Annotated in this window: 13 protein-coding genes and 4 pseudogenes; 14 read left to right on the forward strand and 3 right to left on the reverse strand. The window is 67.9% G+C overall.

The genetic code is table 11. The features are described 5' to 3' along the window. Positions 1 to 43: 43 nt before the first annotated feature. Entirely contained in the window at positions 44 to 772 is a 729-nt protein-coding gene (locus tag BGP73_RS11240) for a TetR/AcrR family transcriptional regulator (protein WP_244501173.1), read from the reverse strand. Between the two features lie 265 nt (positions 773 to 1037). Here BGP73_RS11240 and BGP73_RS11245 point away from each other — a divergent pair, with 265 nt between their 5' ends. From BGP73_RS11245 to BGP73_RS11305, 14 genes and pseudogenes are all read left to right on the forward strand, one after another. Beyond that, entirely contained in the window at positions 1038 to 1994 is a 957-nt protein-coding gene (locus tag BGP73_RS11245; RefSeq protein ID WP_069814152.1) for an amidohydrolase family protein, read from the forward strand. 66 nt (positions 1995 to 2060) lie between these two features. After that, complete coding sequence (locus tag BGP73_RS11250; protein WP_079127431.1) at positions 2061 to 3119, forward strand: ABC transporter substrate-binding protein; 1059 nt, start codon at positions 2061 to 2063, stop codon at positions 3117 to 3119. Positions 3120 to 3130: 11 nt separating this feature from the next. Next, on the forward strand, positions 3131 to 3994 hold the full coding sequence (locus BGP73_RS11255) for an ABC transporter ATP-binding protein (protein WP_170837812.1): 864 nt from the start codon (positions 3131 to 3133) through the stop codon (positions 3992 to 3994). Continuing rightward, a complete protein-coding gene (locus tag BGP73_RS11260; protein WP_079127432.1) occupies positions 3994 to 4866 on the forward strand; it encodes an ABC transporter permease in 873 nt (290 codons plus the stop codon). The genes BGP73_RS11255 and BGP73_RS11260 overlap by 1 nt, the downstream gene beginning before the upstream one ends. 57 nt (positions 4867 to 4923) lie before the next feature. Continuing rightward, positions 4924 to 6069, forward strand: coding sequence for an FAD-dependent monooxygenase (locus BGP73_RS11265; protein WP_069814154.1), 1146 nt, complete (start codon positions 4924 to 4926; stop codon positions 6067 to 6069). Further along, positions 6066 to 6488: a VOC family protein gene (locus BGP73_RS11270; protein WP_069814155.1), complete on the forward strand. Its 423-nt coding sequence runs from the start codon at positions 6066 to 6068 to the stop codon at positions 6486 to 6488. The genes BGP73_RS11265 and BGP73_RS11270 overlap by 4 nt, the downstream gene beginning before the upstream one ends. Further along, positions 6485 to 7984, forward strand: a complete 1500-nt coding sequence (locus BGP73_RS11275) for an aldehyde dehydrogenase family protein (RefSeq protein ID WP_069814156.1) — start codon at positions 6485 to 6487, stop codon at positions 7982 to 7984. Before BGP73_RS11270 ends, BGP73_RS11275 begins: the two co-directional genes overlap by 4 nt. Before the next feature lie 19 nt (positions 7985 to 8003). Further along, positions 8004 to 8351, forward strand: a pseudogene (locus BGP73_RS23915) (thiamine pyrophosphate-binding protein); the annotation flags it as partial. A gap of 39 nt (positions 8352 to 8390) precedes the next feature. After that, positions 8391 to 8867: pseudogene (locus tag BGP73_RS23920) on the forward strand (hypothetical protein); the annotation flags it as partial. A 351-nt stretch (positions 8868 to 9218) separates the two neighbouring features. Beyond that, positions 9219 to 9641 (forward strand): annotated as a pseudogene (locus tag BGP73_RS23925) (thiamine pyrophosphate-dependent enzyme); the annotation flags it as partial. Next, positions 9638 to 11326, forward strand: a complete 1689-nt coding sequence (locus BGP73_RS11290) for a thiamine pyrophosphate-binding protein (protein ID WP_069814159.1) — start codon at positions 9638 to 9640, stop codon at positions 11324 to 11326. The pseudogene BGP73_RS23925 and the gene BGP73_RS11290, both read left to right, overlap by 4 nt. A gap of 3 nt (positions 11327 to 11329) precedes the next feature. Beyond that, a complete protein-coding gene (locus tag BGP73_RS11295) occupies positions 11330 to 11746 on the forward strand; it encodes a Zn-ribbon domain-containing OB-fold protein (RefSeq protein WP_069814160.1) in 417 nt (138 codons plus the stop codon). Continuing rightward, on the forward strand, positions 11746 to 12885 hold the full coding sequence (locus tag BGP73_RS11300) for a thiolase family protein (RefSeq protein WP_069814161.1): 1140 nt from the start codon (positions 11746 to 11748) through the stop codon (positions 12883 to 12885). Before BGP73_RS11295 ends, BGP73_RS11300 begins: the two co-directional genes overlap by 1 nt. Before the next feature lie 476 nt (positions 12886 to 13361). Next, complete coding sequence (locus BGP73_RS11305) at positions 13362 to 13859, forward strand: nucleoside deaminase (protein WP_069814162.1); 498 nt, start codon at positions 13362 to 13364, stop codon at positions 13857 to 13859. 69 nt (positions 13860 to 13928) lie between these two features. Here BGP73_RS11305 and alaS read toward each other — a convergent pair whose 3' ends face one another. Together alaS and BGP73_RS11315 are read right to left on the reverse strand one after the other, a co-directional pair. Then, positions 13929 to 16574, reverse strand: coding sequence for an alanine--tRNA ligase (gene alaS / locus BGP73_RS11310; RefSeq protein WP_069814163.1), 2646 nt, complete (start codon positions 16572 to 16574; stop codon positions 13929 to 13931). 72 nt (positions 16575 to 16646) lie between these two features. Next, positions 16647 to 17141, reverse strand: a pseudogene (locus BGP73_RS11315) (tRNA (adenosine(37)-N6)-threonylcarbamoyltransferase complex transferase subunit TsaD); the annotation flags it as partial. Between the last annotated feature and the right edge of the window lie 11 nt (positions 17142 to 17152).

The following is a 17152-nucleotide window of genomic DNA, read 5'->3' on the forward strand; positions in this document are numbered from 1 at the left end:
ACTCCTTCAGATAGGCGACCCCTGAGACGAGCGCATACCGGTCTCAACCCGATGGTGAGACGTCGTCCGAGCCAAAGATCGACCGGTACCAGACACCCGCGAGAACCGCTGCCGCGGCGTCGACAGCGGCCTCATCGAGTGGCCCGAACTCCCCCTCGACGAAAGCTCGCTGCCCGAACCCGTCCACCATGGAGGTCAGTGTCGTGATCAGCAGCTCGGGCTCCAGCGCACTAATGCGGGACATCTGCTGGTGCTGGCACAGCCGCGTGAGCATTCCTTGGTGCAACTGCTCACGCATCGCCCACCAGGTGTTCCGGACCGTTTCGCTTGATGCCATCAACTCAATGGCTGAACCGATCACCTTGCGGTTGCGCTGAAAGGCGCGCAGATACTGGGCCGTGCTCATGGTGATGGACTCGCGCACACTGCCGTCTGAGGGACGGGTGCGGGCTGCGTTGTACATGTCGTAAAGCACATGGTCGAGTACCGAGATGAACAGCAGTTCCTTGGAGGGGAAGTAGCGGTACAGGCTCCCGGTGCTCACTCCGGCGCCCTCAGCGATCGACGCCATGCTGACGTTTGCGTACCCGGCCTCGGTGAACGCCTGGAGCGCCGCATCTACGATCTTGCCTTTCTGCTTGCGCCCCCGTCCGGATGAGGGTTGCCACCCGGCGGGCGGCCTCTTGCCGCCGTTGGTCTCGATGTCGCGAAGGCGGTGGGTGACCCACCTCGGACGCCGATGCGCGATCCCGGTGGTGTCTGCTTCGGGCATCTGCTCCACGCTCATACCGTCCTTGACGTGCCAGTGGGGGGTAGGCCGGCCGTTGCCGGCGTTGAAGTGGATGTGAATCCGCATTCATCTCGACAGAGGATAGCGCATCCTGCACCGCCGTCCAGTGGGCGACGACGCCCTTGATCACTCGAACCCCAGGTCAAACCGTCTTGTCATCCCTCTTGACAGAGTGGGGTCGGTACCCTTCACTCAAGGTGAACATAGATTCATGTTCGCTTGCGTATGCCTCTTGATGAGGAGTGCCATGAGCCGTGTGATTGATTCCCACGTTCACTTCTTCGGCCGGGGCTTCCTGCCGCAGGGATGGTTCCAGCCAGTAGCCCAGAAGTGGTCGGCCAGCAGGTACCCGCCGGTCGAACGTACGGCGTCGGACGTAGAGTCCGGTCTGCTCGATCCCGACGCCACTCTGCTGGTCAAAGAACTGTCCGACGCCGGTGTGGACGCCGCGGTATGCCTGGGCCTGGACTGGGGCGTGCATCTAGGGCCGGCCGAGGTCGACATCACCGAGGTGCACCGCACCTACGGGGAGATGCAGAAGGCCCTCAGAGGAAAGTTCTACGCTGTCGGGGGAGTCGACCCGAGGCGGGAGAACGCGGTCGAGATCGCCCGGTCCGCCCTCGAAGAGGATGGTCTGCGCGGCATAAAGCTCTACCCGCCGAGCGGGTTTCTGCCGGGGGACGAGCGGTGCTTCCCGATCTACGAGCTGTGTTCATCGCTGGGAAAGCCTGTGGTTTTCCATACAGCGCTCATCGGGTACCCGCACGACGCCTCCTACGCGAACCCCCTGGGAGTAATCAAAGTTCAGCGGGCCTTTCCCGACCTGACGATCGTGCTCGCCCACTCCGGATACTCCTCCTGGGCGGATGAGGCCATCGAAGTGGCTGCGGCGCATCCGCACACCTACCTTGAACTGTCCAACTGGAACCATGATCTGCACACGGACCACGGCCGTGAGCGGCTGCTGCGTGTGCTGGCGCAGATGCGTGGCCATGTCGGGGCCCACCGGATGCTGTTCGGCAGCGACCACCTGGGGGGCCGACGCTTCAGCGGTGGACGCTCGGGCATGGGGGCATGGCGGTCCTTCATCGCGGGCCTGGCGGGGAATCCCGCGTTCGGCAAACGGCCCCTGACCACTGACGAGATCGCCCTGATCCTTGGGGGCAACGCAGAGCGGGTCTTCTCCCTCAACGAGGAAGACTGAGACCGCGCATCATCTTCTACCCCTGAAAACCAGCGGGTACTCACTCAAGTTCGCCAAGGAGCGACGATGCGCAAGCGTGTGATTGGTGTGGCGGTAGTGTCCGCGGTGATGCTGACCGGCTGCGGGGCAGGCGGCGGCGAGGGCAACAAGGACAAAGTCTCTGTCCACTACGCGTCGGTAGGCGGACTTACCGACGCACCCATCTACCTGGCTGACGCCCTCGGTTACTTCGAGGACGAAGGGCTGGACATCCGGATCACCCGGATGCCCAATGCCGCCGCGCTCGCGACGGCGATCGCGACCGGAAACCTGGATGTCAGCGCGGTGTCGACAGCACCTGCCTTGTTCAATTCCATCGCCGAGGGCGTGGATCTCAAACTGGTTGCCGACAAACAGAGCAACCAGGGCGAGAAGGGATTCGGCCTGAAGCTGATCGCCCGGGAGAAGTACGTCAAGGAGAAGGAAACGAGCGGGGATGGCAAGGCTCTCCGGGGTGCCCGGATAGCGGTCTCGGCCCGCAACACCGCCTCGGACAAGATCCTGGTGGACCTGCTGGACCACTGGGGTCTCGCTGAGAAGGACATCACCGTCACCGAGCTGCCCTACCCGGACATGGCCGCGGCTCTGCAAGGCGGCAGGGTCGACGCGGCCATCGCGCTGGAGCCTTTCCTGACCCGCATCCAGTCCGCTGACCCCTCGATCAAGGAGTTCTCCGACCTCGGTGAGGTCGTTCCGAACGGCGCCCCGATCGTGCCGCTGGTCTACGCCGAGAAGTTTCTCGCCAAGCAGGAGCCTGGCGATGCGTTCATGCGTGCCTATCTGCGCGGCACCGGGGTGATGAACCAGGTGTTCGCGGGCGAGCACCCGGACACCGACGAGTTGGTGAAGGTGATCGCGGAGCGGGCCGACCTCACCGAGGACATCGTCCGTACTGCCCAGCCGCCGGGCAACAACCCGTGTGCGCCGCTGGACGTCGCCTGGATCAAGGAGGCCCAGGACTTCTTCGTGAAGCGGGGGGTGGTGAAGGAACCGGTCGGCGTTGAAGGGATCACTGACAACGGCTACGGCGAGCGGGCGCGTAAGACGCTTGCGGCGAAGGGCCAGCTCGACTTCTGCGAAGGATGATGTACTCCCCGATGGAGCGTGAGGCCGTGACGACTCAAATGACCGATATCCCGACGGAACTTCCGTCCCCGGCAGTGAGCATCGATTCCCTGTCGAAGCTCTACCTGACCAAGGCAGGCAATCCAGTCAGCGCGTTGACGGGAGTCTCCCTGACGGTCGACAGCGCGCAGACTCTGGCGATTCTTGGGCCGAGCGGCTGCGGCAAGAGCACGCTTCTCCGGGTTCTCGCCGGCCTGGACAAAGCGTACCGCGGAAGGGTCGAGTGGGACGAGGAGCCCACCGGGCTCGCCAACGGGAGACTGCGCACGGCGACGGTGTTCCAGCAGGATTCCACTTTGCCGTGGCTCACCGTGGCCGACAACATCGCTCTCGGCCTGACACGATTGCGGCTGCCGCGTAAGGAAGTCCGGGCCAGGGTCGAGGAGTACACCGCGCTGGTGGGCCTCGAAGGGTTCCGGTCGGCTTACCCGCATGAGCTGTCCGGTGGCATGAAACAACGCGTATCGATTGCCAGAGCGCTGGCAGCCAAGCCGACTCTGTTGCTGATGGACGAGCCGTTGGCCGCGCTCGACGCGCAGACCCGGATCGTGATGCAGGAAGAACTCGCCAGAATCTGGCGTACGGTCTCCTCGACGGTCGTCTACGTCACCCATGACATCGAAGAAGCGATCACTCTGGCCGACAGAGTGGTGGTCATGACGGCTCGGCCGGGCCGCATCCTTTCCGATCGCCGCGTGCCCGTCAAGCGCACCGGGCCCGCTGACGAACTCCTTTCTCCGCTGCAGGTGCGGGCCGACCCCGCATTCGGCGCATTCGCCCTTGAGTTGTGGGCCGACCTCGCCTCTCCCACCCGCGTCGAACGAGGTGACTCCTGATGTCCGGAATCAAGGGAACGACGCGGCATGAGCACCTGACGAACGAGCAGGCGGTCAAGGGCACCGACCAGGAAGCGTTCCAACACGCGCTACGGATGCGGCGCCGGCGCAGCGTCTACCGGGTCGCCCTGGGGATCGCGGTGCCCGCGGCCCTGATCCTGCTGTGGGAGACAGTGGGAGCGTTGGGCCTGGTCGACACCCGTTTCATCCCGAGGCCATCCACTGTCGTGGCCGAGATGGCCAGTGGTCTGGTCAATGGGACGTTGGCAGCGGAACTGGGCGAGCACGGCATGGCGTCACTGCTGCGTCTGCTGCCGGGGTTCTTCCTGGGCTCTGTCGCTGGGCTCATCATGGGCCTGCTCATGGGAATCTTCGACACGGCGAAATTCGGCTTCGGCCCCGTCATCTCCGCGACGTTCCCCATACCGAAGGTGGCGATCTACCCGCTACTGATCGTGCTGTTCGGAATCGGGGACCTCAGTATAGTGCTCGCCGTCGCGATCGGCGTGTTCTACATGGTTTGCGTGAACACGATGTCCGGAGTGATCTACAGCAATCCGGTCTACCGAGATGTCGCCAAGGCCTTCCGCATTCCCAAACGAGTCGAGTATCTGAAAGTGGTCCTACCCGGCGCGTTGCCGTCGATCATGGCAGGAGTCCGTCTCGGACTCGGCGTCTCGCTCATTGTTCTGGTAGCGACGGAGTTCGTCGGTGCACAGACCGGCATGGGCTACTACATCTGGTCCTCCTGGCAGACCTTGGACATCACCGCGATGTTCTCCGGCCTGGTGGTGATCTCTCTGTTCGGTGTGGTGAGCACATGGCTCCTCGACGCTATCGAGGTACGGCTCATTCCATGGTCGAAGCTGTGACCGAGAACAGCCGACGAGAAAACGCGAACCGGGGTACCGGGAGAGAAAGGGACAGCGATGAGGATCGCAATTATCGGTGCCGGCGTGGCCGGTCTCACTTCTGCCATGCTGCTGCGCGGCTCCGGCCATCAGGTCACCGTCTACGAACGAGCCACGGAACTGGCCGAGGTCGGAGCGGGTATCCAACTCGGCCCCAACGGAGTGCGGGTGCTGCGGGCGGCCGGTCTCGATGCGGCACTGCGCGAGACGTGCGTGGCGACGACCTCACTTGAAGGCCGCCAGTGGGATACCGGCGAGCTGGTCTACGAGATGAGGTACGGCGACGAGTCCCAGGCCCGTTACGGCGCGCCCTACTACGTCTGCCACCGGGCGGTACTGCAGAACCTGCTGCGGGAACAGGTCGGCGACGACCGGATCGTGCTGTCCCGGGAGGTCGTGGACATCACCCAGGACGACAGTGGCGTGTACATCACCTTCGCCGACCGCAGCACCGCCACCGCCGACCTGGTCATCGGTGCCGACGGCATTCGCTCCAAAGTCCGTGAGATCGTCAGCGGCTACGAGAGGCCTGCCTATTCGGGCATGTCCGCCTTCCGGGGCAACATCCCAGCCGAGCGGGTCGGCGCAGGCGACCTGGGCGCCGCGATGGTGAAGTGGTGGGGCCCGGTACCCACCCACCACATGGTCATGTACCGACTGAGTGATGACTCGGTGAACTTCGTCGCCGTGGTCCCGGACGAGGAGTGGACCAGCGATTCCTGGGTCACCCCAGCTGATCCTGACGATGTGCGCACGCGCTTCGCGGGGTTCGTGGAGCCGGTGCAGTCGCTGCTGGACGGCGTCGACACGGTCTACCGGTGGGCTCTGCACGACCGGGACGTGGAGCGTGGGTGGTCGAACGGCCGGACCGTACTGGTGGGCGATTCCTGCCATGCCATGCTCCCCTTCCTCGCCCAGGGCGCGGTCCAGGCCATCGAGAGCGCGGCCGTGCTTGCACGGTGTCTGTCGGCGGTCCCCGACGAGGTCGGTCTCACCGAGGCTCTCAAGGCCTACGAAGAGACGAGGTTCGACAGGGTCGCCCAGGTGCACGCGACGTGTCGCCAGCACGGGCTGTTCTCCTCGGCCACCGATCCGGACTTCGTCGATCAGCTTTACCACTACGACGCCGACACGGCCCCAATTGACTTCGGAGTGACACGATGACCTTCACCCGACTTGCCTGCGCCTCGATCGCGGTTCCCTCCATCGCCGACGCACTGCCCTCTTTCACTGACGGTCTTGGGATGCGGATCCATGGGGAGGTTCGAACCTCCCGGCGCGGCTACGGTCTGCGCTGGGTGGAACTGGGCAACGACAACGGTCCGATGATCGAGCTGATCGAACCGACCGGCGACGGCGGACCGGTGCGCAAGTTCCTCGACCGGCCGGGCTCTTCCCGGATCTACCAGATCAGGTTCTACACCGACGACCTCGACCACACTCTGAACGAAGCGGCTCGTCGCGGCGTGCGGGTGCTGCGCGGACCCGACGTCGAAGGGGAGCCCCGGCTGGGCTTCATCCACCCCGCGGGGACCGGCGGCGCGCTGATCGAGGTCATGGAAGTCCAGGAGAAGGCGCGATGACAACTGAAGAATCGATTTTTCTGTTCATCGGCGGCGAGGATGTCCGGGGAGCGGGAGCCCTCATCGAGCGGGAGAACCCAGCCATCACCACGATGACTGCTGGATCCGCCCAGTCGGCTTCACCGGAGCAGGTCGACAAGGCGGTGGGTGCGGCCTTCGGGGCCGGCAAGGACTGGAGCAGGCTGTCAGTCGAGGAACGGGCACGCCAGGTCCTTGAGGCATGGTCCTTCGACGAGGAGGACCGCGATCGCCTTGGGCGCCTACTCACCCTCGAACTGGGCAAGGTGCTCGCCGACGCCCGCGGCGAGTTGGGGTACGGCATCGCGAACGTGGCGTACGCCGCCGAACACGCCACCGTCCTCGACGGGCGCTCCGAGAGGCACCGGGAAGGGCGGTTCGAGTTCGGAACCGTGCCGTACGGCGTGGTCGCCGCGATCATTCCCTGGAACGCGCCGCTCGTACTCTCCTCGGTGAAGGTGGGTCCGGCACTGATGGCGGGAAACACGGTCGTGGTCAAACCGTCACCCCTCGCTCCGCTTGCGGTCACCACCTACCTGCGCCGGATCGCCGAGCGGTTGCCCCCGGGGGTGCTGAACGTGGTAAACGGTGACGGCGACACCGGCGCGCGTTTGGTGTCCGATCCCCGGATAGGCAAAATCGCGTTCACCGGATCCGGTCAGGTGGCCACCTCCATCCTGGAAGCCGCTGCCGGGAACATCACCCCGAGCCTGCTCGAACTCGGCGGCAACGACGCTGCGATCGTCCTGCCCGACACGGCCCTGACCGACGAGATGATGAGCCGGATCGTGTTCGCCAGCTTCCTGACCGCCGGCCAGGTGTGTATGGCGATCAAACGCCTGCTGGTGCACCGGAGCAGGACCAAGGAGTTCATCAGCCGCTACCGCGAGGTTGCCGAACGCGTCCTTGTGCTCGGGGACCCGATGGCTGAGACGACCACACTGGGTCCGGTGGTCAGTGGTGGGCAGCGCGACCGCGTGCGCGCTCTGGTGGACCGAGCGCGGTCGGACGGGGCCACGGTCGAGACGCTGGGCCGTCAGGGTGACAGCGGTTTCGATCTGTCCGGTGGCTACTTCCTCTCACCCACGCTGGTCCATGGGCTGGAGGCGGGCCATGAGCTCGTACGCACCGAGCAGTTCGGTCCGACGGTACCGGTGCTGCCCTACGACGACCTGGAGCAGGCCGTGACGATGGCCAACGACAGCCCGTACGGGCTGTGTGCCTCGGTGTGGACCAGTGATGAGGGACGTGCCTTCGAGATCGGGAGGCAACTGCATGTCGGCACCGTGTTCGTCAACACGCACAACCGCAGCGGGATGTCACTGCGCGCGCCCTTCGGTGGAGTCAAGAAGTCCGGTTACGGACGCGAATTCGGCGTCGCCGGACTGTACGAGTTCTCCCAGGACCGGGTGATCAGCCATCTCGCTGCCACAGAAAACGGCAGCGGGCCCGACGCGGGACGACGCTACCCATCATGAGCATGAGAAGGAGAGCGGAGTGAAGCGGAAACCGATAGCGGGGTTGTTCGCGGAGTCGATGGCCGAGGCCGGAGTCACGACGATGTTCGGCATCCTTGGTGACGCAAACATCGCCTTTATGTCGCGGATGTCGCAGATGCCATCAGTGCGCACCGTGCACACGCGACACGAGAGCGCGGCAGTGAGCATGGCAGCGGGGCACGCCAGGGTCACCGGCCGCCCAGCTCTCGCCTGCGTCACCTCCGGGCCCGGCCTGACACACACGATGACATCGGTGGTCGCGGCCTGCCGGGCGAACCTTCCCATGGTGCTGTTCGCAGGGGACACTGCGGCCGGCGGCGGGTTCATGGGCGGGCTCCAGGAATTCGATCAGCGAAGCTTCGCCGAGCTGTGCGGGGCTCGGTTCATGCGATACCAGGCCGGACAGGACCCTCGCCGGGTTGCCGCGGCAGCGGTAGCCAGCACCCTCGAGACCGGACTTCCCGTACTGCTGAGCGTCCCCGTGGATCTGCTGGAGTCAGAGATCGAGGTCGGCCCCGGCTCGGTGTTCGACGATACCGCCCCGCCGGCCACCGACGGATCGCCCAGGCCCGAAGTCGTTGCCGAATGGGCGGGAGGGCTGCGAACCGCGCTCGCCCAAGCGCGGGCACCGGTGCTGGTCGTCGGTGCGGAGGCGGTGCGCGCCGACGCCGTCGGTCGGATCAGCGCCCTCGCGCGGCGGACGGGGGCCCACCTGGCCGTCACCTACCGAGCCAAGGGGGTACTCGACGAGGACCCCGGCTGTCTGGGAATCATCGGCGCGCTCGCCCACGCCGCCGACCAGTCGGTCCTGGACGACGCTGATCTGATGGTGGGCTTCGGTGCGGATCTGACGGGGTTCGGTGCCTTCGGGTCTCGACTGTTCGCCGGGCGACAGCTGGAAATCGGCACGGAGAGCCCCTCCGCCCCTTCCGTGCGGTCGAGGGCGGGGGCCGAACTGTGCGCCGCGCTCGACAGGGTGCTCGCCGAACTGCCCCACACCGCGGTCGAGAGCCCAGCCGCGCCGAGCCGTGAAGCGGCGGTACGCGGTGACTTCGACGAACTGCCCGAACCCGATGATCCAGGCCGGGTGGATCCCCGCAGCCTCATGCGGAAACTGGACGCACTACTGCCCGACGACGCGATCGTGGTCGTCGGCGCCGGGCACTTCTGGTCGTTTCCGATCATGTACCTGCCCGTTCGCGATCGGCTGTTCCTCTACTCCATCGAGTTCGGCAGTATCGGCCTGGCCCTTGGGACGGGCCTCGGAGCCGCCACCGCGGTGCAGGGGGCCCGGCAGGTCCTGGTCGTGGAGGGCGACGGCGGGGTGATGATGGGGGTGCAGGAGCTGGAGACCGCGGTGCGCAGCGATATCCCGGTGACGCTCCTGGTACTCAATGACGCCGCGCTCGGAGCGGAGTACCACAAGCTCGCCGGCAAGAGCTTGGCCCCGGACGAGGCGGCGTACCCGGATATCGACTTCGCGGCCGTGGCACGTTCCATGGGCGCGACCGGTGTCGCGGTGACCCATCTTGACGATCTCGCTCCGGCCTGGGGTGCCGTGGGGAGCGTGCGGGTGATCGACGCCAGGGTATCGAGGAAGGTGACCAGCCGATGGTACCGCCGAATGTACCTGTGACCTCGATCGATGCGCCGAACCGGGACGGTACGCGCAGCGACGCGGACATGACCGTCGCACACCTGCTCGCCCGGCGTCTTGCCGAGGCCGGGGTGGAGGTGGTCTTCGGCGTCCCCGGCGAGGACTGCCAAGGACTGCTCGAAGCGATCGACGCCCGTCCGGACCTGACCTTCGTCGCCACTCGACACGAAGGCGCGGCGGCCATGATGGCTGAGGCACACGGCAAGCTGACCGGCTCAATGGGCTGTTGCCTCGCCACCTCAAGCGTGGGTGCCGTCAATCTGTTGTCCGGCGTAAACGTGGCTGATCACGACTCGACCCCGCTCGTGGTCCTCGTCGGGCAGGTCGACGCCGCCACGCGGGGGCGTGGCGGCTGGCAGGAGTGCGACATCCTCGGGCTGTTCCGACCCTTCTGTCGAAACGTGACGGAATTGGACAACCCGGCCCGTGCCGACCACGATCTGTGGAGGGCGGTCAACGCCGCACGGGCGGCTCGGCCGGGGCCCGTACTGGTCGCCGTTCCACGGGACTGCCAGGACCTGCCCGCTCCGCGGACCGCGCCGACGCTGCGCTCACTGATCCGCCCCGGCCCTGCCGCCGTGGATATCGCCGCAGCGACACGATTGCTTGGTGACGCCGAGCGGCCTGTGCTGATAGCGGGCGGCGGGGTGCGGGCGGCCGGGGCCACCGCCGAGCTGACTGCGTTCGCCGAGCGTCTGGGGGCGCCGGTACTGACGGCATTCCGGCGCACGGATGCGGTCGACAACCGGCATCCGGCATACGTGGGCGCACTGTCCCACAACCCTGGTCCGATAGTGCTGGAATGCCTCGCGGAAGCCGACGTATTCGCCGTGATCGGCAGCAGGATGACAGGAATCACCGCCCAGCGATACCAGTTCCCGCGCGACGACCAGCGTGTCGTACATATCGACATCGACGGTGCGGGGCTGGCGACCAGTTGGCTCGGAGCCGAGGTCGCGATCCACTCCGACGCACGATGTGCCTTGGAGGAACTGACCCGTGCCCTGCCTGTCCGAGGAGCGCCCCCTGCCCCGTGGTGGACGAGCTGGACCGCCGATCGGTCCGGGCATCGACAGCGGTCAGCAGCGACCCGCGAACAACAGATCATTGTCCGGGTCGCCGAGGTGCTCGACACCCTGTTGCCGTCCGACGCCGTCCTCTCCTGTGATGCGGGGGACTTCTCGATCGCCGCCGGTCCCGCGATCGCCGTCGGTGGGGGACGTCGCTACCTCGGTTCCACCTCAGGGTCGATGGGGTACGGCATTCCCGCCGCCATCGCTGCGAAGCGGGTCTGGCCGGACAGGGTCTGCGTCGCACTCTGCGGCGACGGCGGCGCGATGATGACCATTCAGGAGTTGGAGACGGCGAAACGGCTGGACGCGGGCATCGTCGTGGTCGTCTTCAACAACAACGGCTACGGCAGCATCCGCCGTCATCAAGACCGGAGACCAGGCGGTAGAAGAGTCGGCACGGAGCTGACCAATCCTGATTTCGCAGCACTCGCGCGGCTGTTCGGCTTCCGCGGACACCTGATCGTCCGGCCGGACGACATTCCGCGAGTCTGGCAGGCGGTACGGGACGAACCCATGGCTGGACACGTGATTGAGGTTGACATCCCGACGGCGCCGGTACCGCACCAGCGGACGGCACCAGGTGAGGAGTAGGGAATGAGCGCTGAACAGAGCATGCGAGGCGACACCGTGGACGTGGCGCCGGAATCCGACCTCTCGGAGAGCGCCGGCATCGTCGAGACCAGCCGAGGACGAAGGCTGGCAGGTAGCCGGTGCACGGCCTGTCCGGCGCTTGCCCATCCGCCGGTACACCGCTGTGTGGAGTGTGGTGAACCGACCTCGACGGTGGCTCTGGCGGATCAAGGCAACCTCTACGCGTTCACCACGGTCCGGGTGTCGAGTAGATCCACGACTCCTTACACGATCGGATACGTCGATCTCGACGATGGCGTACGTGTCCTCAGTCCCGTCAGTGAGCCGCAGCGGGCTCACGTCGACGGCCGGGTGGCGATCGAGGTGGCCCCCGGCGGCACCTATCTCGCCCAACCGCTGCCCGAGCAGGGAGGCAACTGATGGCTGCGAACGTGATCTCGGCCAGCATGATTCGGTTCGGCCGCTACCCGGAGTCCAGCTACGCGGGCCTGGCCACGGCTCCCGCTCGCGCAGCGATTCGTGGTTCCGGCCTCACACCCGACCAGGTGGAACGGGTTTATTGTGGCCACTCCTTCGGCGGGATGTTGGTGGGACAGCGTGTCGTGAAAAACCTCGGAGTCCGCGGGGTCCCGGTGGTCAATGTCGAGAACGCCTGCTCCGGCGGCGCTACCGCTCTGCACCAGGCCGTGAAGGCGATCGAATCAGGTGAATGCGAATCGGCCCTGGTCATCGGGGTGGACAAGCTGTCGCAGTTCGGTGGTGGCACCCTTCCGCTGGTCGCGGAAGACTCCGAGGTGAAGCTCGGGATGGTCATGCCGGCCATGTACGCGATGCGCGCGCAGCGATTCCTGCATGAGCGTGGTGCGAAGCCGGAGGACCTTGCCGCGGTCGCGGTCAAGGCACACGACCATGGCGCGGCCAACCCCTACGCGCAGTACCGCGAGCGTGTCACCGCGGATCAGGTGCTGCGGTCACGACCGATCGCCGATCCGTTGACGCTGTTGCAGTGCTGCCCGACCGGTGACGGGGCTGCGGCCGTCGTCCTGGTGTCCGAACGGCTGCGCATGCTTCTCGACCGGCCCACAGCACGCATCGCCGGGTCGGTGCTGCACTCGGGCAGCCTGACCTACGGATTCCGTGACATGGTCCGCCCGACCATCAGCTCCGACTCCGCTGCCGACGCACTCGCACAGGCAGGCATCGGCCCTGGAGAGGTGGATGTCGTCGAACTCCACGACGCCTTCACGGTGGCAGAGCTCATCTACTACGAGGCACTGGGCCTTTGTGATCCCGGGGAGGCTGTCGACTTCCTGCACCGCGGCGATTCGACCTACGGCGGTCAGGTGGTCGTCAACCCGAGTGGAGGACTTCTGTCGAAGGGGCACCCGGTCGGGGCGAGCGGCGTGGCCCAGGTGGTCGAGGCGTACTGGCATCTGACCGACCAGGCAGGGGCACGGCAGGTTCCTGGAGCGACCTGGGCGATGACCCACGTGACCGGCGGAGGTATCTCCGGTCTCGACCACGGGTCGTGCGCGGTGCACGTACTCCAGCGGATGTGAGCGAAGAAAACCCTGCTTGCGGGTGAGTCCCCCATGACAGCGGATGAGACCCGGGTACTGGGACGAGAGGTCGGGTCCCCGACAGCGTAGCGGCGCACGACGTCCGGGCTCTCCTCAGCATCCCGCTCGATCCGGGTCGTATCCGGTGGATACGACCCGGGCCCGTGGTAAGCGGCCTTCTTTCGCCAGGGTCCCACCGGCTGGACCGGTGCACGAACCGCGGAACCGGCCCCTGGTTCGGTCGGACGCGTAGTTCCGTGAAGGGGATGAGCGGTCCTGTCGGGCATCTTGAGATATGCGGACCTGATGGGAGCCGGAACTCCAGTCGGCCTTCTCAGCCGCCGCCGTCCCCGCCGAGCGTTGGAGCCGGCCGCTCACCAAGGCGGCGCCGGACCTGCGGCTGGTCAGCGCGGTCTGCGCGGTCAGCCGGCCGCGACCTACGCTGGCGGGCGGACAAGGGGCACGGGAGGTGTGCGATGAAGGACGACGAGCTGATCCATCTGCGCCGGTGCGTGGAGTTGGCCACGGAAGCACTTGAAGCAGGTGACGAGCCCTTCGGCTCCGTCCTGGTCGGGGAGGACGGCACCGTCCTGTTCGAGGACCGGAACCGCGTCGGCGGTGGCGATCACACGCGCCACCCCGAATTCACCATCGCCCGGTGGGCTGCCGAGCATCTGTCGCCCGGCCAACGGGCGACGGCGACGGTCTACACCTCGGGCGAGCACTGTCCGATGTGCTCGGCCGCGCACGGCTGGGTCGGCCTGGACCGGATCGTCTTCGTCTGCTCCGCGCAGCAGCTTGAGGGATGGCTCACCGAGATGGGCGTGCCGCCCGCGCCGGTGCGCTTCCTCCCGATCCCGGAGATCGCCCCGGGCGTACGGGTCGAAGGGCCGGTCCCCGAGCTCGTCGACCAGGTGCGCGCACTGCACCGGCGGTTCCACCAGGGCGCACAGAGGGCACAGGGCCGACCGTGACGCCGGGCCGGGCCGAGCGCGGCGCTCGAAGGCCACTCCTCCGATCCGCAGGCCTGTCCGCTTCCCCGCTCAGCCTCCGCGGATCAGCCGGGGCAACTCCGCCAGCGCCGCGCTGAGCTTCTCCGGGCTGAGGCCGCCGCCCTGGGCGAGCGCGGCGGAGCCGCCGCCGCGCCCCGGCAGAAGGTGCTTGACCAGCGTGGAGGCCGACAGGCCGGAGTCCTGGGCAGCGCTGTTCAGGGCCACTACCAAAGCCCCGGCCGGGGTGCTCACCGCGACCGCCCCCGGCTGGGTGGCGGGCAGCCGGCTGCTGACCGCGGTCGCCAGCGCTCGGGCCTCGTCGGTTCCTCCGTCGCTGGTGGCGACAGCCAGCCTGGCTACTCCGAGATCCTCGGCCCCAGCCGCCAGGTCACGCGCTCGGTCGGCGGTCGCCCGCTCCCTGAGGCGGGTGTTCTCCCGATCGGCCGCCTTGAGACGGTCGAGGAGCCCGGCGATCCGGTCGGGCAGTTCCGCCCGGGGGGCGCCGAGTTGTTCGGCGATGCGGGAAACCAGATCCCGCTCTCGGGCCAGGTAGGTGAAGCCCTCGATGCCGACCGCGGCCTCCAGACGGCGCATCCCGGCGCCGACGGACCCCTCGGCCGTCAGTGCCACGGTGCCGATCTGCGCGGCGCGCTCGACGTGGGTGCCGCCGCACAGCTCCCGCGACCAGGCCCCTCCGATCTCCACCACCCGGACCTGCTCGCCGTAGGTCTCGTCGAAGAGGGCGAGCGCGCCCAGCCGTTCGGCCTCCGGCCGGGTCATCCAGCGCACCGCGACCGGCAGGTCGCGGCGGAGCGCCCGATTGGCGACCTCCTCCACGTCGCTCCGCACGGCCGCCGACAGCCCGCCTCGCCAGGGGAAGTCGAGCCGCAGGTAGCCGGGCCGGTTGTAGGAACCGGACTGGAGGGCGGCGGGGCCCAGGACCTCCCGGAGCGCGGCGTGCAGGACATGGGTCCCCGAGTGTGCCTGGCGGGCCCCGAGCCGCCATTCGGGATCGACGGCCGCGTGGACGGCGTCGTCGACGGCGAGTTCGCCGGCGGTGACCCGCACCTGGTGCACCACCAGGCCGGGCAGCGGCCGCTGGACGTCGAGCACCTCGGCCTCCACCGACGCACCGCGCAGCCGCCCCGCATCGCTCTCCTGGCCACCGGACTCCGCGTAGAAGGGTGACCGGTCGAGTACGACCGTGACGATCTCGCCCTGGTGGGCCGCCGGTACGGGCCCGGTGGCGGCGAGCACCGACAGGACCCTGGAGTCGCTGGTCAGCCCCTCCCAGGCGCACCAGTCCGTCGGGCCGTGTTCGTCCAGTACGGCGCGGAGCGCCGAGGTGTCCGCCGTGCCGCCGGACCTGCGGGTCCGGGCGTCGGCCCTGGCCCGCTCGCGCTGGGCTTCCATCAGGGCGGTGAAGCCCTCCCGGTCGACCTCCACGCCCCGCTCCGCCGCCATCTCCAGGGTCAGGTCGATGGGGAAGCCGTAGGTGTCGTGGAGCAGGAAGGCCTGGGCTCCGGGCAGGGAACGTCCGCCCTCTTGCCTGACCTTGGTGACGGCGGCGTCCAACACGGTGGTGCCCTGTCTGAGGGTGGCCCGGAACGCCTCCTCCTCGCCCCGGGCCCGGTCGGCGATCCGGGTGAACCCCTCGGCCACCTCGGGGGAGCCGGGTGCCATGCAGTCCCGGGCCACCGCGAGCAGTTCGGGCAGTGCCGGGTCCTCGTAGCCGAGCTGCCGCAGGGAACGCACGGCCCGGCGGAGGATGCGGCGCAGGACGTATCCCCTGCCCTCGTTGCCCGGTACGACCCCGTCGGCCAGCAACATGAGCGCGGTCCGGACGTGGTCGGCGACGACCCGCAGCCGCACATCGGCCCGGGCGTCGGTTCCGTAGCGCACCGCCGCGAGTTCGGCGGCACGCTCCAGGACCGGCCGGGCCTCGTCGATCTCGTACAGGTTCTCCTTGCCCTGCAGGATGGTGGCCATCCGCTCCAGCCCCATGCCGGTGTCGATGTTCCGGCCGGGCAGCTCGCCCAGGATCGGGTAGCCCGACTTGCCGTGGCCCTCGCCCCGCTCGTACTGCATGAACACGAGGTTCCAGAACTCCAGGTAAAGGTCTTCGTCGACGGCCGGCCCGCCTTCGGTGCCCACCCCGGGGCCGCGGTCGTAGAACAGCTCGGAGCAGGGACCGCACGGCCCGGGGACCCCCATGGACCAGAAGTTGTCCTCGTCTCCCCGCGAGACGATCTGCTGTTCGGGCAGTCCCGCGACCTCGCGCCAGATGCTCCGGGCCGCCGCGTCGGAGTGGTGGACGGTCACCCAGATCCGTTCCGGGTCCAGGCCGTAACCGCCCTGGCTCCGTGGTGCGGTGGACAGCTCCCAGGCGAAGGCGATGGCCTCCTCCTTGAAGTAGTCCCCGAAGGAGAAGTTTCCGCACATCTGGAAGAAGGAACCGTGCCGGGTGGTTCTGCCGACCTCTTCGATGTCCAGCGTCCGCACGCACTTCTGCACGCTGGCGGCGCGCGGCCAGGGGGCTGGGCGCTCCCCCGCCAGGTACGGCTTGAAGGGGACCATGCCGGCGTTGACGAAGAGCAGCGTCGGGTCGGGCGTCGGCAGTGGCGCTCCGGGTACGACGCGGTGGCCGCGGGCGGCGAAGAAGTCCAGGAAACGGGCGCGGATCTCGGTGGTGCGCAATGGGTGCTCCGGGTGGGGTCGGGCGGGGAGCGGGGCGGAACGGCGCGGTATGGTCGCGGCGTTCCGCGCCGCTCACGCCGCCGGCGCGTGGGCGGGGCGGGTGACGGGTTGCAGGGAGGCGTGCCGGAGCGGCGCCGACGGATCGACCGAGAGCTCCGGGGGCGCGGGCGCCGCGCCGTCCCGGACCAGCAGGTCGCCGACCGCGGCGATCATCGCCCCGTTGTCCGTGCACAGGGTCGGCGGCGGGACCCGCAGGCGGATGCCCGCGGCGGTGCACCGCTCCTCGGCGAGCGCCCGTACCCGGGAGTTGGCCGCCACCCCTCCGACCAGTACCAGCGTCCGCACGCCGTGGTCCCGGCAGGCCGCGACCGCCTTCCCGGTCAGCACGTCGGCGATCGCCTCCCGGAGGGCGGCGGCTCCGTCCTCGAGCGGGAGTTCCTCCCCACGGTCCCGGTGCGCCTCCGCCCAACGGGCGGCGGCCGTCTTCAGGCCGGAGAAGGAGAAGGCGTACGGGTGCCTCCCGGCCCCGGTGAGGGGGCGCGGAAACGGCACGGCCCGCGGGTCGCCGGGTCCGGGCG

The sequence above is a fragment of the Streptomyces sp. TP-A0874 genome (assembly GCF_001748085.1).
GTDB lineage: Bacteria > Actinomycetota > Actinomycetes > Streptomycetales > Streptomycetaceae > Streptomyces.

Coding starts and splice junctions, on each gene's coding strand:
- BGP73_RS11240 (WP_244501173.1), bottom strand. CDS start 772: ATGCCCGAAGCAGACACCACCGGGATCGCGCATCGGCGTCCGAGGTGG.
- BGP73_RS11245 (WP_069814152.1), top strand. CDS start 1,038: ATGAGCCGTGTGATTGATTCCCACGTTCACTTCTTCGGCCGGGGCTTC.
- BGP73_RS11250 (WP_079127431.1), top strand. CDS start 2,061: ATGCGCAAGCGTGTGATTGGTGTGGCGGTAGTGTCCGCGGTGATGCTG.
- BGP73_RS11255 (WP_170837812.1), top strand. CDS start 3,131: ATGGAGCGTGAGGCCGTGACGACTCAAATGACCGATATCCCGACGGAA.
- BGP73_RS11260 (WP_079127432.1), top strand. CDS start 3,994: ATGTCCGGAATCAAGGGAACGACGCGGCATGAGCACCTGACGAACGAG.
- BGP73_RS11265 (WP_069814154.1), top strand. CDS start 4,924: ATGAGGATCGCAATTATCGGTGCCGGCGTGGCCGGTCTCACTTCTGCC.
- BGP73_RS11270 (WP_069814155.1), top strand. CDS start 6,066: ATGACCTTCACCCGACTTGCCTGCGCCTCGATCGCGGTTCCCTCCATC.
- BGP73_RS11275 (WP_069814156.1), top strand. CDS start 6,485: ATGACAACTGAAGAATCGATTTTTCTGTTCATCGGCGGCGAGGATGTC.
- BGP73_RS11295 (WP_069814160.1), top strand. CDS start 11,330: ATGAGCGCTGAACAGAGCATGCGAGGCGACACCGTGGACGTGGCGCCG.
- BGP73_RS11300 (WP_069814161.1), top strand. CDS start 11,746: ATGGCTGCGAACGTGATCTCGGCCAGCATGATTCGGTTCGGCCGCTAC.
- BGP73_RS11305 (WP_069814162.1), top strand. CDS start 13,362: ATGAAGGACGACGAGCTGATCCATCTGCGCCGGTGCGTGGAGTTGGCC.